This is a genomic window from Metabacillus mesotrionivorans (genome assembly GCF_052171315.1).
GTDB lineage: Bacteria > Bacillota > Bacilli > Bacillales > Bacillaceae > Bacillus_P.
Genome location: NZ_JBQMFF010000001.1, coordinates 468813 through 484573, shown reverse-complemented (window position 1 = coordinate 484573; position 15761 = coordinate 468813). Strand labels below are relative to the sequence as shown.

The following is a 15761-nucleotide window of genomic DNA, read 5'->3' as shown; positions in this document are numbered from 1 at the left end:
TTCTATGTATCAAATCTACTAGATTATACATTCTATCAGTGCTGAATGTAATAGGTATTATCTATTATTTCAGCTGATTTTTTTCGACTTTTTTTGACATAAAGAAAGCCCCGGCAAGTGCCAGGGCCTGATTCTTAACCTCTTATTCAAATAATGAAAGAATAGAATCTTCCGGTAAAGCTGTTTCTCCGCCGATGATGTAATACATTGAAGCTGTGTCAGCATAATCAGCTAGTGTATCTTTCGTCGTTTGCTTAGCTCCGGACGGGCTTGTAAGAATCACAGGACTTCCGTTCTTGGCTGCACGGGCAGATCCTGCAAGTGCATCCGGGTAGTTCATTCCTGTAGCGATATATGGTGCAGTCATATTCAGCGTGTCACTGAAGTAAGAGATAATCCTGCTGTTCGTCACGTATCTGTCAGAACCGCCGATTCTGTCAGGCTCAGGGAATGATTTTGCCGTTTTGTCAGAAATCACGCCTGTTCCGCCGATAATGAAAGAAAGTTCAATTCCGCTCTCATCGACAAAGTTTCTGACAACTGACGGCACACTGTTCTTCTTAGTAAGAAGAATCGGCATTTCCAAAGATGCGGCTACAGGTGCAATAGAAAGGGCATCTGCAAAGCTTTCTCCTGTTGCAACTGCTGCGAAGAAAGGCTCCTCTAGCTCTTCTGCAATCTTGACAGAAGTTGCATATCTGTCAGCGCCGCTGATGCGTTTGATTTTCTTTACTCCAAGCTCTTTAAGCTGTTTTTCTACGTTTGCAGAAATAGCTGTTTTTCCTCCGACAAGAATAACCGTTTCAGTTTCCAGTCTTATTAATTCATCCTGCACGATGACTGGAAGCTGATTTGTATCAGTCAAAAGAAGCGGTGCATCGTTTTTATACGCCAGAGGTGTAGCACTCAGGGCATCCGGGAAATTGCGGCCTGTTGCGATAACCGCAGTTTCTGCCGTTTCAAAGCCTTCTTCAGAAAGCTTTACCGCTGTTTCAAAGCGGTTTTCACCCGAAATGCGCGTCCATTCAGTAAAGTTCTTTCCGATTCCGTTGATTGCTGCAGGAGCATCAAGACGGCCCCAGCCGGATACTCTGTCATATCCTGGAATCACTTCTTCTTCCTCATAAGGAATCTCTTCTTCATCTGGGTATTCTTCATAGTTTTCCCACGGATTATCCTGCTCATCAAAAGCGATATCCTGAGCGGTCTTCGTCAGAATTTTTTCAATTTCAGCAGGCGTCAGATCCTGTTTATGTGAAAGGAGGAGACCTGCAACCGCTGCAACATGCGGTGTTGCCATAGACGTACCAGTCATGTTTGTAACGTTCCCGTCAGGCATTAAACTCGGAATGTCTGTACCCGGTGCGACAAGGTCCAGACCTTTTCCATAGTTAGAGTAGTCTGAAACTAGATCAATTCTGTTTGTTCCGCCGACAGAAATAACATACTTAGATGAAGCTGGATAGGACAACTCTTCCATCGCTTCATTTCCGCTGGCAGCAACTACTGTTACTCCTTTGTCATGTGCATATTTTAATGCACTTTCAATAACGCGGCTGTAGCTTCCGCCAAGACTCAGGTTAATTACCTGTGCTCCCTGGTCAACTGCATACCTGATGCCAAAAGCGATTCCTTCGGTGTCACCGCTACCAGCTGAATCAAGGACTTTTACTGGAAGAATTTTTGTGTGCTGATTGATTCCGGCCATTGAGTAATGGTTATCGTTTTCAGCTGCGATAATTCCGGATACATGTGTTCCATGTCCGTTGTCATCCATGGCATCCGTGTTTTTAGATATGAAATTGTAGCCTTTTTCTGTCAGTACTTTTCCGCTTAGGTCTGCAAGAGTATGATCCACTCCCGAGTCCGCAACAGCGATGACTGTTTCTTTGAGGTCTTTGCCTTTCAGAAGCTCCTGAAGCTGTTCGAACTTGATGTCTGCTCCTTCAGTGCCTCCGTCGCGTCCTTCATTTTTAAGGGACCATTGGTAAGGATATTGAGCATCGGCAGTGAATGCCTGATACTGCTGAACCGGTTCTGCGTATTCTACTTCAGGAAGTTTCGAAAGGTTGCTTACTGCGGATTTAACGCTTTTTGCAGAAGCTTTATAGCCTGTGCTGCCTTCAACTTCCATCACATACGTATCTGGGAAAACTGACTTTTGTACTTTCAGCGGTGCAGCTGACTGAATGCCGTAAGCCTTTGTTTTTGACTGAATGCTGCTGAGCTTTTTGCCTTCTTTCAGTTTCACGATGACACGGTTTTCTGTACCGCCTGCTGAAGGGACACTGTAGCCGCCTTTTTGCAGGATGGAAGATACTGTTTTGTCTTTAACATTGCTGATGCCGATGGCATTTCCTGTTTTCTTCATGGATTCCTGAAGGAATGAAGGAACAGAATCAAGGGCTGTCGTGTAAAGACGGTTAATGGCATCCTGATCGTCTTTTGTTACTTTATACGTGCTGCTGCTTCCGTTTTCAGCTACATCCGCAAATAAAGCTTTGAGCTGAACAAGATCCTGGTAGACCTGATCGCGGATCGTTTTGCTGAATACCATTTTTGTGCTTAGGAACGGTGCAACTTTATAATACATGGAAGAAAGTTCTTTTCCGTTTTCGCTTTTGGCAAGAACTCCCTCACGGATTGTTCTCAAATCCTTTAAAATGGATTTGCCGTTTTCTCTTTCCTTTGTGCTCAGCTCTGCCGGGCACTCATCAGAACTAATGTACTCTGAAGGAGGAAGTGTTACTCCGTCATAAGAAAGGGTAAAAGATGCCTGAGGTGCTTCCGTCTCTTCTTCTCCTTCTATGTATTCCTCTTCAGATACAAAGTGCTCCACTTTCACATAGAAAGGGCCAGACCATGCGACCGGAAAATCAATTTGAACCGGTTCTTCTGCAAAGGAGTATCCCATATATCTGTCAAATGCCCGGTTGTCCACTGCATTCTCCAGGCTTGAATATACGGTGATATTCATTTCAAGTTCTGATTGCATTTTCACTCTGAGATGAGTAAAATCCTTTACTTCTGCCGCTGATGGATCAATCATGTACCATTTTGCGGTTTCATCTGCTTCAAAAAGTCCTTCGACAGGTGTTCCAATTGGAAGAAGAGCTTCTTCCTCAGGAACAACCGCTGCGGCTGATGCTGCAGGAGCCTGGCTGAAGAACAGGGAAAAAATCATGGCCAGTGCCATGAGGCTGCTGATGGTTCTTTTCATTCAATTACCTCCGTTACTAGATTCATTGCGAATACACATCTATTAAATCACAGAAACTTCTAATATGGAAAACTTTTCTACTTTTTTAAGGTAGATTTAATATTTTGAAAAGGATTGACAAAAGACCCGGATGAGATCCGGGTCTTTACAGGATTATAGAACCATTTCCGATAGGACGTAATGATAAAGCAGATTTGCCGTGTTCTCAAGTGACTCCATATGAGTCCGTTCATAAGCATGTGATGAATCAATGCCCGGGCCAATCAATCCGTGGATGATGTCATGACCAGCACGGATGGCTGCCGATGCATCTGAACTGTAGTAAGGATAAATGTCGAGCTTATAGTTTATCCCGTTGTCCTGAGCAAGCTTTGTTAAATGCTTTCGCAGTCCGTAATGATAAGGTCCGCTTCCGTCTTTGACACAAATCGAAACGGTATATTCATCGGTTGATTGCCCATCTCCCATTGCCCCCATATCAACCGCCAGATATTCAGCCGTTTCAGGCGTGATATTCGAGTTGCCTCCATATCCGATCTCTTCATTGTTGGAAATGAGAAAATGCGTGGTAAAGGGAAGCTCGATTGCCTCTTCTTTAATTTTCTTCATAAGCTCCAGCAGAAGCGCAACACTTGCTTTATCATCTAAATGACGTGATTTTATGTAGCCGCTGTCCGTGATTTCCACACGCGGTTCAAACGAAACAAAATCTCCGGCTTCAATTCCAAGCTTTCTGACATCCTCTGCATTTTTCACCTTTTCGTCGAGGCGGATTTCCATGTTCGCCTGATTGCGCTCCGCTTTTCCTGCATCGTGATACACGTGCACGGACGTTTGATGCATGAGGATTGTTCCAGTGATTGTTTTTCCTGAAGACGTTTCTATTTTACAGTATTCGCCTTCTATGGAGTTGTAGGTAAACCCTCCAATCCGGTCGAGTGCCAGCCGTCCGCTGCTTCTAATTTCTTTTACCATGGCGCCAAGTGTATCCACATGGGCGGTCAGCATCCGGTGGCGGCTCTGATCTTTTCCTGGAATTGTTGCAATCAGGCCGCCTTTTCGGTTGCGTCTTGTCTCTATGCCGCAGGCGGATAAATAGTTTTCAACATATGTAATGACTTCATTTGTATTTCCCGATGGACTCGGTATGGAGACTAGTTCTTTTATAAGCTGCATTGTATCTTTCACGGCAGACACCTCTTTTGTCTTTTTTTCAAGTATAGCAGGTTCTTTTATCCTTTATATAGAAAAAACCGATATTCCGCACGGAACATCGGTTTTTCAATGCCATTTAAATTTGTGTCAGTATGAAATCATAGCGATTCCGTGCGGATTTAGCTCTATGGATGATCCATTCACTTTTTTTCCTGTCAGCACACATTGTCCGCCAGCTGCTTTTTCAGGCAGACGTGCTGCTGCTTCACGGTCTGTTCCATTTAGAACAAACAATATGGTTTGATCTTCGTATGTTTTTGTATACATAACAACCTCATCCTCTGCTGCCGCTTCCATAAACTGAATTCGCCCTCTGTTTCCGAATGCAGGATTCGTTTTCCGCAGCGAAATCAGCTGTGTAATAAAGCTGAGCAGATCCGTATCCTGCTCTTTTTCATCCCAGACCATGCATTTTCTGCAGCCAGGATCCATTACACCCGTCAGGCCGATTTCATCGCCGTAGTAGATGCACGGTGCTCCCGGGGAGGATAGAAGAAACGTAAAGAGCTGCTTCACTTTTGCCGTGTTCTCTCCGCAGACGGTCGCGATGCGCGGCGTATCATGGCTGCCGAGGAGATTAAAGGCAACTGCTGATATTTGCTCAGGATACATAAGCAAAGCTTCGGATGTACGGTTGATGAACTCGCTTGCCGTTACTTTCCCTTCAGCAAAATATTCAATCGCAACACTTGTATAAGGATAGTTCATGACCGCATCAAACTGATCTCCCTGAAGCCACGGCATTGCGTCGTGCCAAACTTCACCAAGGATATAGACCTCTGGATCAATGGCCTTGATCTCTTTTCGGAATTCCCTCCAGAAATCATGGGACACTTCATTTGCAACATCAAGTCTCCAGCCGTCGATGCCAAATTCCTTCACCCAGTACCGTCCAACTTCAAGGAGATATTCTCTTACTTCAGGATTGCCTGTTCTCAGTTTTGGCATATTTTCAGAAAATCCGAACGTTTCGTACTGTACCTTTCCATCTTTTTCCAGAGGAAAGCTGCTAATGTGGAACCAGTCTTTATATTCCGAATGCTCTCCATTTACAACAACATCCTGAAAAGGCGGGAATTCATAGCCGCAGTGGTTGAAAACTGCATCAAGCATGACTTTAATTCCATTTTCATGACAGATGTCAACCAATCGCTTAAAGGTTTCCTTATCTCCGAACTGCGGATCAATCTCCATATAATCGATCGTGTCATATTTGTGATTGGAGAACGCTTTAAATATAGGTGTAAAATAGATGCCCGTTACGCCAAGCTTAACGAGGTAATCAATGTTCTGAATGACGCCTTCAAAATCCCCGCCAAACGTGTTGTTTGCAGTCGGCTCCGTGCTTCCCCACGGCAAAGCTCCTGCAGGATTCAGCGTCTCATCTCCATTTGCAAATCGTTCAGGAAAAATTTGATACCAGACTGTATCTTTCACCCATGAAGGAGCAGTGAAAATGTCTTCTTCATTAAGATAAGGGAAGGTAAAATAGCCGCCGTTATGTTCAGGTTTCTTTTCAATAAAACCTTGCTCTGTATAAATCAGCTTTTCGCCGCCGGCAATGATTTCAAATCCGTATTTCAGGCGTTTGTGCGGAGGCTTTAAAGCAATTGTCCAAATATCAAACAGTTCTGTCTTTCCAAGCAGCGTCATTTCAGCATGCTCTTCTGATTTCCATTTCCACACACCGTCTTTGTCCTGGTCCCATGTAAATGGATCTCCCCATATCAGGCTCACACTTTCTGCCTCATTTTTTTTAACCTGCAAGCGGATATGCAAAGTGTCTTTATCGTAAGCATAAGCAAAATTGTTTTTTGGACGGTGATAGACTGCTTCTTTAGTTAACATTGTAGATTCCCCCTGTTAATAGCTTAAACGTTTAAGTATCGGTGAAAAAAGAGCAGATTTTACTCTGCTTGAATAGACGTATATTTTTCCAGATGGAGACCGCGGTTGTCTTTCATCAAATCGGACAGAACGTTGAACGCGGCGGCTGCCTTCGTTTCTATAAATTCGACGCAGTTCACTCCTGCCGGCAGAATGGATGGACATCCGGATGTGCATATGACCGTGTCCTTTTCAATATTTCTGTGCCTGCTTATTGAAGAAGCAAGAAATTCATTGAGAATGACCGCAGGTTTGTCCTTCTTTTTGTAAAGGAACGTTAGAAGGTCTAGTTCATCGGAAGTAATATGAATATCATCCTTGTGAAAACCCGAATCCTTCATAATTTTCCCGGTGATTCCTGCATTGTGAAAGGCTTCCATGATTAAAACTGCAGGCTCGGGCGATTTCTTTCTCGCAGCCTGAAATGCAGCCTGATAATCAAAGATGACTTTATAAAAGAGATCATCATCAATGATGCTGTCGACTATGACCAGCGGGACCCCTGATGGAACGGTGGTTGAGATGCTGTAGAAGAAGTCCTCCTTCACATCAACAAGAATGACCCCGTCAAGTTTCCGTTCCGCAATAATTTCAAGATTCGGCTTTTCAACATCGATACTTGAAAGCAGAACATGGTACCCTTGTTTAGTCAGAAGTTTTTCCAGTTCAAAGAGAAATTCTGCCTGATGGGACCGTTTCCATACCCCTTCATCAGCTCCCCTGTTCAAAAGGATGCCGACAAGACCTGTTTTTTGTTTCACGAGTGATCTCGCTGCAAGATTCGGGACATAGTTCAGTTTTTTGGCAATTTCAAGCACCCGTTCCTTCGTTTTTGACGGAATGGTCTGATTTTGCGCGCCGTTCAGTACATAACTGACCGTCGCAACTGACACACCTGCTTCTGCCGCAATATCTTTCATTGTTGCTTTTTTCATTATTTCACCATTTTCACTTAATCGTTTAAGTTGATTATAAAGCATCATTTAGTCAATGTCCAGCTGATCTTCCTTTGACAAAAACCGGCTGGAGTACAGCCGGCTTTTGACCATCATGCCTGAAGTCTTTTTTCAGAAGCTGCCTGGAAATCCGGTTCCGCTTTAACCACATATGTATCTGCCATCATATCATGCAGGGCTCGTTTTCTGTCCGTAAAAGCAGCCATGATGTAGCCAACATAAAAAATACTGCTTACTATGTATCCGAGGTATCTGATCCATGATTGGCCCATGGAAATTTTCCCGCCGGCATTGTTAACGACCTTCAGACCCAGCATCTTTTTTCCAATTGTCCCCTGGAAGGATGTTGCTGGCATCATTCCAAAGTACAGGATTGTCCCTATTAATAGTACAAGGGTTATAAAGCCTACAATTGCTGGAAGGACCCCTTCTGTTTCTCCAGATACCATTAAAAAAATAGTGGGAACGAAAAAAATGATGTTCGTTATCAGCCCATCAATCGTTGCGGCGGCAAACCGAATCCAGAATCCTGCAGGTCTTTGTTCATTCATAAAACCATTCCTCTCTCATATTTTTCTTGAATCTGGAAATCTTTTACCCTTATTTCCCATTTAATAAACAGACTATTTACCTATTCATTTAGAACAGAAAAAACAGCTGCCTGAAGCAGCTGTTTCAATCATACCGTTCTTAAGATGGGCATCGTACAGCATCTGAACGAGCCGCCCGATTTTATAATTTCGGAGATGTCCACTTCGATGACATTAAAGCCCTTTTCCCTCAGCCTGCTGTTTACTTCCTTGTTGACTGGAAGACTGATAACGGTTCTGTTTCCGATGGAAAGGACATTTGTTCCCATTGTAAATTGTTCAGATTCATTTATTTCAATCAGCGTGTATCTTTCCTTAAGCATGTTGAGTTCATTTTCTTCAAAAGCTGGTTTGTAAACAAGTGCCTCATTTTCAGAAAGGACATTAAACACGCAGTCAAGATGGAGATATTTTTCTTTAAAAGGCACTGGTATCACTTGAAACGCCGGCGCTTCCGCCTGAAGTTTTTCGATAGCACTCATGCACGTTCTGCCGCTTACGCCTGCGAAAATGGTTGTGCAGTCAATGATCACATCTCCGCCTTCAATCCGGTGGTCATTAAGGCAAACCATTGGATATCCCTTAACATCCAGCCATTCTCTGAGCACAGTCTCCTCACCTTTTCTAATATCCTGGCCCATTTCGGAAACAAAGACCGTCTTTCCGATCGTAAAGCCTATATCTCTTGTAAAAACCTGCTCTGGATACCGCTCATCAGGCTGAAGCTTTATCACTTCTGCTCCGTTTTCAGTTAAAGCACGGACAAATTGGCGGTGCTGCTCTGCTGCAAGCTTCTCATTGATATTTTCATTGGCATAATGCCTTTGCGTTTCGTTAATGACTTCAGTAATGCGCATATAATGAGGTTCACAAACAAGCACCCTCTTTAAAGAATCATATTCACTGAAGCAAGCTAATGTTTCTTCCGGTTTTCTGATGGCTGTCAAATGAATTCCCCCATAAAAAGTATGCTTTTATGAGATTATTCCCTATTCCTGCAAAATATTAAACTACCTTGTTATAAAATCTTACGCCTATTTTCGCAAACTCTACTGTTAGGAATTGTCAACCAACCCAATATGTTATATAGTCTTATAGGTTAAACTAATTTTTTCCTAATGAGGAAGGTACATGAAACCAGAAAACAAAATTGAAGCTTTGAAAAAAGAAAATCAGATGTTACGGGAACTTCTTGCCGAATGGCCCGCTGCCTTTACATTTGTGAATACGGAGCATGAGCTTTCAGTCAGCAAGACCAAAAAGCACAGCCCTCCCGAAATCCGGACGCTTACATATGAAGATAAGCAGGCTTACACAGAACAGCGCTTCTTCTTATCTGCATCTGAAACCGGTTCTTTTTTACAGACAGAAAAATTCTTATCCGATATTTTTGACCTTGTTGCCCATCATATCGTCTTCATCGACGAATCGGGCATCATTACATTATGCAATCTTCAGGCAGCCAGAGATCATGGCGTTGACAGAGATACAATCGTAGGAAAACATTTGCGCGAGCTCGTCCAGATCCCTGATGAGCAGCTGCTGACCCTTGAAACCGCCCGAACAGGCATTGAGTTTGTTGACCGGGAAGTGCTTGATAAAAATTACGGCATCCTGAACACGCGCATTCTTAGGGACGAAGATGGATCGATCATGCGCGTCATAGGCACCTTTTACTTTTTGAATGCCATTAAAGAAGCAGAAAAGCAGGCAATCGCAGGAAGGATTGCGGCCGGCATAGCCCATGAAATCCGCAACCCCCTTACAACAGTGCGGGGATTTTTGCAGGTGCTGAAGGAATCTGCTGATCCGGACACAAAAGCGCTTTTTCAGTCTGTGCTTATTCCTGAAATCGACCGTGCCAATAAGATCATTACCGATTTTCTAAGTATCTCAAAGCCTGTGGAAATCAGGTCTGAAACCTTTAAAATAGCCGACTTTCTGGAAATTCACCTCGGAAGAATCTTGAAAAGTGAAGCTCTATTATATGGGGTGGAAGTTGAAATTGTCATTGATTCACAGGCAAGAGAAGCGGCAATTCTCGGTAATAAAGATGAACTGCTTCAAGTTTTTCTCAACCTGTTTCAAAATTCTTTTCAGGCAAAAAAGAAAGAAACGCTCATCATACAGCTAACTGCAGCTGTGACCGGCGACCGTCTTCAGGTTGCTTTCAAGGATAACGGCAGCGGCATCATCCCGTCTGCGATCCGCCATATTTTTGATCCTTTTTTCTCTACAAAAGACAGCGGCACAGGCCTTGGACTGTCCGTTTCAAAAAAAATCATTGAGAATCACAAGGGAACAATGTCAGCAGAAAGTGATGAAAACGGAACGGTTTTCTATATGGAATTTCCTGTGGTGACGGAGTAAGTACTCTTTATAACGAAACAACCGGCAGCTGGGTAACAGCTGCCGGTTGTTTTTTCTATGGGCTCATTTTGATTACTGATAGTGGTAATACAGGTCCATTCATTTGGTATCGTGCCGTCAATCCTGTTATCGTGCTCTAACGATAAGCGCCATCAAATCAGGTTTCCCGCCGCTTGATGGTTCCGAACTCCGTGATAAGTGCCATCAAACCAGATTTCACTCCGTTTGATGGTCCTGATCTCACCGATAAGTGCCATCAAACCAGATTTCCCTCCGCTTGATGGTTCCAATCTCACCGATAAGTGCCATCAAAACAGCTTTCCCTCCGCTTGATGGTTCCAATCTCACCGATAAGTGCCATCAAAACAGCTTTCCCTCCGCTTGATGGTCCTGATCTCACCGATAAGTGCCATCAAAACAGATTTCACTCCGTTTGATGGTCCTGATCTCACCGATAAGTGCCATCAAACCAGATTTCACTCCGCTTGATGGTCCTGATCTCACCGATAAGTGCCATCAAACCAGATTTCACTCCGCTTGATAATCCTGATCTCACCGATAAGTGCCATCAAACCAGATTTTCCTCCGCTTGATGGTCCTGATCTCACCGATAAGTGCCATCAAACCAGATTTCCCGCCCCTTGATGGTTCCAATCTCACCGATAAGTGCCATCAAAACAGCTTTCCCGCCCCTTGATGGTTCCAATCATGACTCATCAGCCGTGTCCATCCAGCAGCCTCTCATAAATCAGCTTCCCTATTTCACTGATTGCTTTTCTTCCCCATTCTTTCTGTTCAAGCTGATCGATCATTACAGCAGCATACACGCATAAATCTTTGTACTTTATGATCGCGCAGTCGTGCTCAATTCCGTGAAGTTCTCCTGTTTTGTTCCCTGCGTACATCAGCTCTTTATCCATGCTGTAAGGAAGTTTATCAATAAACTGCTGTTTTTGCAGGATATCAAGCATCTTCTGTCTGCTGTCATCAGAGACAAAGTCACCTTCGTTAATGGCCTGAAGGCATCTCACCATATCTGCCGGTGACGTGAAATTATCAATTCCCGATTCGATGGCATCAAGGTCCATCATTTTCCGGTTAAGCTTCGTATTGACAAGACCAAGCCCCTCAATGGTGTCATTGATTTTAGGCATCCCGATTTTTTCAATCACCCAATTGGTTGCGGCATTGTCAGAAACGATAATCATCAGCGTCAAAAGATCCAGAACAGTTAAGACTGCATCATCTGATAAAGCCTGAAGGACACCGGCACCGCCTGTTTTTTCAACATCACGCAGCTTCACCTTTTCGTTCAAATCCAGATTTCCCTTTTCAGCCTGCCTGAATGCTGTGAGGAGAATCGGCAGCTTGATCAGGCTTGCAGATGAGAAAACCTCCCCGCTGCCGGCTTCGAGCCATTCACCGTTCCACGAGAAACATGCACCGGCCCTTCCAGGACAATTCGATAATATGTCGGCTGCATTCTTTAGAAAATCGTTCATTTTTTTGCAGCTGCAATCTGCTCTGAGCCGCGGCTGCCGACTATGCCGGCATCATATAAATGGCAGGCAACGTAGTGATTTTCTTCCACTTCCTGAAACTCCGGTTTTTTGACAGCACATGCTTCCATCGCATAGGCGCAGCGTGTTCTGAAGACACATCCGCTTGGAGGATTCATTGGACTAGGCAGTTCTCCCTGAAGAATAATCCGCTCCCGCTTATCTTCAACATCAGGATCCGGAATCGGGATGGCCGTCAGGAGTGCCTGAGTGTATGGATGAAGCGGTTTTTTATAAAGGCTGCTGCTTTCCGTAAGCTCGACCATCTGACCAAGATACATAACGCCGATGCGGTTGCTGATCTGTTTCACCATGGACAAATCATGCGCAATGAATACATAAGTCAGTCCTTTTTCCTTTTGCAGGCGTTTCATTAAATTGACAACTTGTGCCTGGACGGAAACATCAAGTGCTGAAATCGGCTCGTCTGCAATGATCAGCTGGGGATCCAGGGCAAGGGCTCTCGCAATTCCGATCCGCTGCCTTTGTCCTCCGCTGAATTCGTGCGGATAGCGGTTGGCATGATCCCGGTTCAGGCCAACATCCTCGAGGAGCTGATGCACTTTTTCTGTCCGCCCTTTTTTGCTGCCGTACATCCCGTGTACTTCCATCGGTTCAGAAATAATCTCAAGAACGGTGGACCTTGGATTCAGTGAGGCATACGGATCCTGAAAAATCATTTGCATTTGGCGGTAAAAGGAAAACTTCTCTTTCCCTTTGAGCTGATGAATGTTCTTTCCGTTAAAAATAACTTCTCCATCTGTCTGATCGTAAAGTCCGAGAATGGTTCTTCCGGCTGTTGATTTGCCGCATCCTGACTCTCCTACGATCCCGAATGTTTCTCCTTTTTTCACCGAAAAGGTAATCCCGTCTACCGCTTTCAGCGTTGCCCCTTTGCCAAGATGAAAATGTTTTTTCAGATTGCGCACTTCAAGCAAATTCTCCACTGTTATCCCTCCGTCTTCTGAAAATAGCGTCTGGCTGCACATAGTTCTTTTTCGTAAATCGTTCCTGCCATTTCAAGGATTTCAATTGTTTTTCCTGTGTTAGGGGAGTGCAGAAGTTTTCCCTCCCCGTAATAGATCCCCACATGATGCAGGCTGCCTTTTCCTTCTTCATAGGCAAAAAACAGCAGGTCCCCGGGCTCAAGCTGATCGAGTTCAACCTTCTCTCCTGATGCTGCCTGATCATGGGCATCGCGGGGGATGATATACCCGTTTGCTTTGCACATCGTATAGCTGAATCCTGAACAGTCAAAGCCAAAACTGCTCATTCCCCCCCAGAGATATGGAAGGCCGAGAAATCGCTCGCCGTCTTTTACAATGTCCTCCCCATTTCCTTTAGGGATCTCCTCAAAGGAACCGAAAATGGATACATCTTCTGCTTTTAAAAGACAGCTGCCAAGAGGTGTATTAACTCTGATCCATTCAGTGTCTTCCTTTTCAACCGGCAGAATCGTCTGAAAGCTCAGCTCGAATAAAGGGGATTTTTCTTTAGAGAACAGCATCGTCTTTTTGCTTTGCACAACGGCGATTGGTCCCGTGCTCTCCTCTTCCGCTACGGCAATTTGGGCGATCGGTATCCAGCCCGGATATCCGCGGTCATCTTTTGAGGAAGCCTGGCTCGGCACGATGACGTGCGCGTAGCCATCTTCTTCTGCAAGAATCAGAACCTCTTCTCCAAAAAGGGCCTGTGTCTGAATCCGGTTTTCATCACATAGCGCAAGTCTTGTTTCATGCGTTAGCCCCTTCAGCCAGCCATCAAGATCGGCTGGATTTGATACGGCTTTTTCATCCAGTTCCCTCGGTGAGTGCTTATCCGTCCAGATGGTTGCTGCTGCAACTGTTACTCTTCCTTTTTTAACTGTCATATTGAGAGCGCCTCCCCGTCATTTATCCATACATCCTTAATGCCAAGGCCATTTCCTTTTGAAAAAGTGATATGCCTGCCGTCATATTTGATGCCGCCTTCTACAATTTCTTTTGCAAGCATCAGCGGCGCATCAAAATCAAAGCGGGTAATGTTTTTCTTTGCTGCGGCAAAATGAGCAGCAGCGGTTATGCCGAGTTTCGTTTCGATCATGCTGCCGGTCATGCATTCTACCCCGCATATTTCTGCAAGCCGGCTGATCATTGACGCCTGGTAGATTCCGCCTGCTTTCATAAGCTTGATGTTGATCATGTCGGCACTTCTCGTTTTCAGCACGTCAAATGCCTGTTTTGGAGTAAACACGCTTTCATCCGCCATAATCGGTGTTTCCACGGCATCTGTTACTTGTTTCAGACCTTCGATATCATGTGCCTTAACCGGCTGCTCCACAAGTTCGATATCAAGACCCAAATCCTCCATTTTCCGAATAACTTTCACAGCTTCTTTCGGCTTCCATCCCTGGTTGGCATCAAGGCGGACCTTAATATCCTGGCCGACCCTGCTGCGTATTTCCTGCACTCTTGCAATGTCGAGACTGCTGTCTCCGAGACCCACTTTAATTTTCAGGACGTTGAAGCCCTTTTGGACGTACGAAACGGCATCCTCGCCCATTTCCTTCACATCATTCACACTTACTGTAAAATCGGTTTCAAGTTCCTGCCTGTATCCGCCGAGATATTGATAGAGAGGAAGCCTGCTGTATTTTGCAAGACAGTCATAAAGAGCGATATCAACTGCTGCTTTTGCACTGGAATTACCTGCAAGAACCGTTTGTATTCCCTGGAAAATACCTTCATAGTTTACTAGATCTTTCCCAAGTAAAAATGGTTTGAGAACGTGATGGATGGCGCCTTCAATACTGCTTGTGCTGTCACCTGTGATGACATGTGTAGGGGGTGCTTCCCCCCACCCGGTTATACCTTCTGAACAAGTCACTTTCACAAGGACGGTTTCAGCAGTGACAACCGTTCTGAGGGCCGTTTTAAAAGGTTTGATGAGAGGCACCGCGGCTTTGAATGTTTCGATTCTTTCAATTTTCATCATCATCATCAGACTCCCGAGATTCCGCTTTGAATGGTTAAGGTTTTCGTTTTTGTATTCATGACAGCTTTCGTTCCGAGCGGCACAGCAATATTGGGACTGCAGTGCCCGATTTTGAACCCTTTCATGGCAGGTTTGCCTGATAGACCAACATAGTGTTCCAGCACTTCGTCAAGCGGAATAGAGCGTTTTCGCTTTTGAGGAACACAATTGTGAAAGTCTGCTATGACAATGCCTGCTGCCTCTGTCAGCTTGCCTGCTGAATAAAGCTGGTTCATCATCCGGTCAATCGCGTAGGGTTCTTCATCAATATCTTCGATTAAAAGCAGTTTTCCGGCAGTATCAATTTCAAAAGGCGTTCCAAGGGAGCTTGCAAGCAGTGAAAGATTGCCTCCCGTAAGCTCCCCGTCAGTCTCCCCTTCTCTCATGATCTCAAGAGGAGAAATCGATTCGTCATATGTGATGCTGCTGCCGTCAAACAGCTGCTGAAAATAGGATTCTGTCAGCGGCAAAACGCCTTTTTCTTCTCCGTAATCAGAACTCAGCATCGGTCCGTGGAAAGTGACCAGTCCCGTCTGTTGCCCGATGGCTGTATGTAAAAACGTAATATCACTGTATCCCCAAAAGATTTTAGGATTCTTCTTTATAAGCTCATAGTCTAAGAGAGAAGCCATTCTCGCTGTTCCAAATCCGCCGCATGCACAAATAATTGCTTGGATGCTTTTGTCTGCAAACATGCTGTTCAAGTCTGCTGCTCTGTCTTCATCTTTTCCTGCAAGATAGCCGTACTCGTCCTGAGCGTGCTTTCCAAACCGGTACGACAGACCGTTTTTTTCCAGAAATGAGAGGGAACGTTTCAGGTTTTCTTTATTCGGGGGACTTGCCGGGGAAATAATTCCGACCGTGTCTCCTTTTTTTAAGGCTTCAGCTTTGATCATCTTTCATTCTCCTTTATAGACAAAAGGGGTGTTCGTGTGAACACCCCTTTTGCACA

At 44.7% G+C, this 15761-nt stretch carries 12 protein-coding genes; 1 reads left to right on the top strand and 11 read right to left on the bottom strand.

All coding sequences use genetic code 11. The features are described 5' to 3' along the window. Positions 1-142: 142 nt before the first annotated feature. The 6 genes from ACTSEZ_RS02405 to ACTSEZ_RS02380 form a co-directional block, all read right to left on the bottom strand. Positions 143-3220, bottom strand: coding sequence for a cell wall-binding repeat-containing protein (locus tag ACTSEZ_RS02405; protein ID WP_369732585.1), 3078 nt, complete (start codon positions 3218-3220; stop codon positions 143-145). A gap of 153 nt (positions 3221-3373) precedes the next feature. After that, positions 3374-4396 carry a M42 family metallopeptidase gene (locus ACTSEZ_RS02400; RefSeq protein ID WP_369733067.1) on the bottom strand — a complete coding sequence of 341 codons (1023 nt, stop codon included), beginning with the start codon at positions 4394-4396 and terminating at the stop codon, positions 3374-3376. 126 nt (positions 4397-4522) lie between these two features. Continuing rightward, entirely contained in the window at positions 4523-6283 is a 1761-nt protein-coding gene (locus tag ACTSEZ_RS02395; RefSeq protein ID WP_369732584.1) for a glycoside hydrolase family 13 protein, read from the bottom strand. Positions 6284-6342: 59 nt separating this feature from the next. Next, a complete protein-coding gene (locus ACTSEZ_RS02390; RefSeq protein ID WP_369732583.1) occupies positions 6343-7257 on the bottom strand; it encodes a LacI family DNA-binding transcriptional regulator in 915 nt (304 codons plus the stop codon). Positions 7258-7370: 113 nt separating this feature from the next. Then, the gene (locus tag ACTSEZ_RS02385; RefSeq protein ID WP_369732582.1) at positions 7371-7829 is read right to left on the bottom strand and encodes an RDD family protein; all 459 of its coding nucleotides are present in this window, start codon (positions 7827-7829) and stop codon (positions 7371-7373) included. Positions 7830-7957: 128 nt separating this feature from the next. Then, the gene (locus tag ACTSEZ_RS02380; RefSeq protein WP_369733066.1) at positions 7958-8821 is read right to left on the bottom strand and encodes a dimethylarginine dimethylaminohydrolase family protein; all 864 of its coding nucleotides are present in this window, start codon (positions 8819-8821) and stop codon (positions 7958-7960) included. Between the two features lie 178 nt (positions 8822-8999). Here ACTSEZ_RS02380 and ACTSEZ_RS02375 point away from each other — a divergent pair, with 178 nt between their 5' ends. Beyond that, positions 9000-10238, top strand: a complete 1239-nt coding sequence (locus ACTSEZ_RS02375; protein WP_369732581.1) for an ATP-binding protein — start codon at positions 9000-9002, stop codon at positions 10236-10238. A gap of 716 nt (positions 10239-10954) precedes the next feature. Here ACTSEZ_RS02375 and ACTSEZ_RS02370 read toward each other — a convergent pair. From ACTSEZ_RS02370 to ACTSEZ_RS02350, 5 genes are read right to left on the bottom strand one after another with little or no spacing between them, the layout of a single operon-like run. Next, entirely contained in the window at positions 10955-11740 is a 786-nt protein-coding gene (locus ACTSEZ_RS02370) for a serine hydrolase (RefSeq protein ID WP_369732580.1), read from the bottom strand. After that, positions 11737-12750, bottom strand: coding sequence for an ABC transporter ATP-binding protein (locus ACTSEZ_RS02365; RefSeq protein ID WP_369733065.1), 1014 nt, complete (start codon positions 12748-12750; stop codon positions 11737-11739). Before ACTSEZ_RS02365 ends, ACTSEZ_RS02370 begins: the two co-directional genes overlap by 4 nt. Beyond that, a complete protein-coding gene (locus ACTSEZ_RS02360) occupies positions 12747-13667 on the bottom strand; it encodes a C40 family peptidase (protein WP_369732579.1) in 921 nt (306 codons plus the stop codon). The genes ACTSEZ_RS02365 and ACTSEZ_RS02360 overlap by 4 nt, the downstream gene beginning before the upstream one ends. Further along, positions 13664-14767, bottom strand: coding sequence for a dipeptide epimerase (locus ACTSEZ_RS02355; RefSeq protein WP_369733064.1), 1104 nt, complete (start codon positions 14765-14767; stop codon positions 13664-13666). The genes ACTSEZ_RS02360 and ACTSEZ_RS02355 overlap by 4 nt, the downstream gene beginning before the upstream one ends. A gap of 8 nt (positions 14768-14775) precedes the next feature. Then, positions 14776-15705: a S66 peptidase family protein gene (locus tag ACTSEZ_RS02350; RefSeq protein WP_369732578.1), complete on the bottom strand. Its 930-nt coding sequence runs from the start codon at positions 15703-15705 to the stop codon at positions 14776-14778. Positions 15706-15761 lie beyond the last annotated feature (56 nt).

Excerpts from the sequence above, each read along its gene's own strand:
- ACTSEZ_RS02405 (WP_369732585.1), bottom strand. The coding sequence starts at position 3,220 with ATGAAAAGAACCATCAGCAGCCTCATGGCACTGGCCATGATTTTTTCC.
- ACTSEZ_RS02400 (WP_369733067.1), bottom strand. The coding sequence starts at position 4,396 with ATGCAGCTTATAAAAGAACTAGTCTCCATACCGAGTCCATCGGGAAAT.
- ACTSEZ_RS02395 (WP_369732584.1), bottom strand. The coding sequence starts at position 6,283 with ATGTTAACTAAAGAAGCAGTCTATCACCGTCCAAAAAACAATTTTGCT.
- ACTSEZ_RS02390 (WP_369732583.1), bottom strand. The coding sequence starts at position 7,257 with ATGAAAAAAGCAACAATGAAAGATATTGCGGCAGAAGCAGGTGTGTCA.
- ACTSEZ_RS02385 (WP_369732582.1), bottom strand. The coding sequence starts at position 7,829 with ATGAATGAACAAAGACCTGCAGGATTCTGGATTCGGTTTGCCGCCGCA.
- ACTSEZ_RS02375 (WP_369732581.1), top strand. The coding sequence starts at position 9,000 with ATGAAACCAGAAAACAAAATTGAAGCTTTGAAAAAAGAAAATCAGATG.
- ACTSEZ_RS02370 (WP_369732580.1), bottom strand. The coding sequence starts at position 11,740 with ATGAACGATTTTCTAAAGAATGCAGCCGACATATTATCGAATTGTCCT.
- ACTSEZ_RS02360 (WP_369732579.1), bottom strand. The coding sequence starts at position 13,667 with ATGACAGTTAAAAAAGGAAGAGTAACAGTTGCAGCAGCAACCATCTGG.
- ACTSEZ_RS02355 (WP_369733064.1), bottom strand. The coding sequence starts at position 14,767 with ATGAAAATTGAAAGAATCGAAACATTCAAAGCCGCGGTGCCTCTCATC.
- ACTSEZ_RS02350 (WP_369732578.1), bottom strand. The coding sequence starts at position 15,705 with ATGATCAAAGCTGAAGCCTTAAAAAAAGGAGACACGGTCGGAATTATT.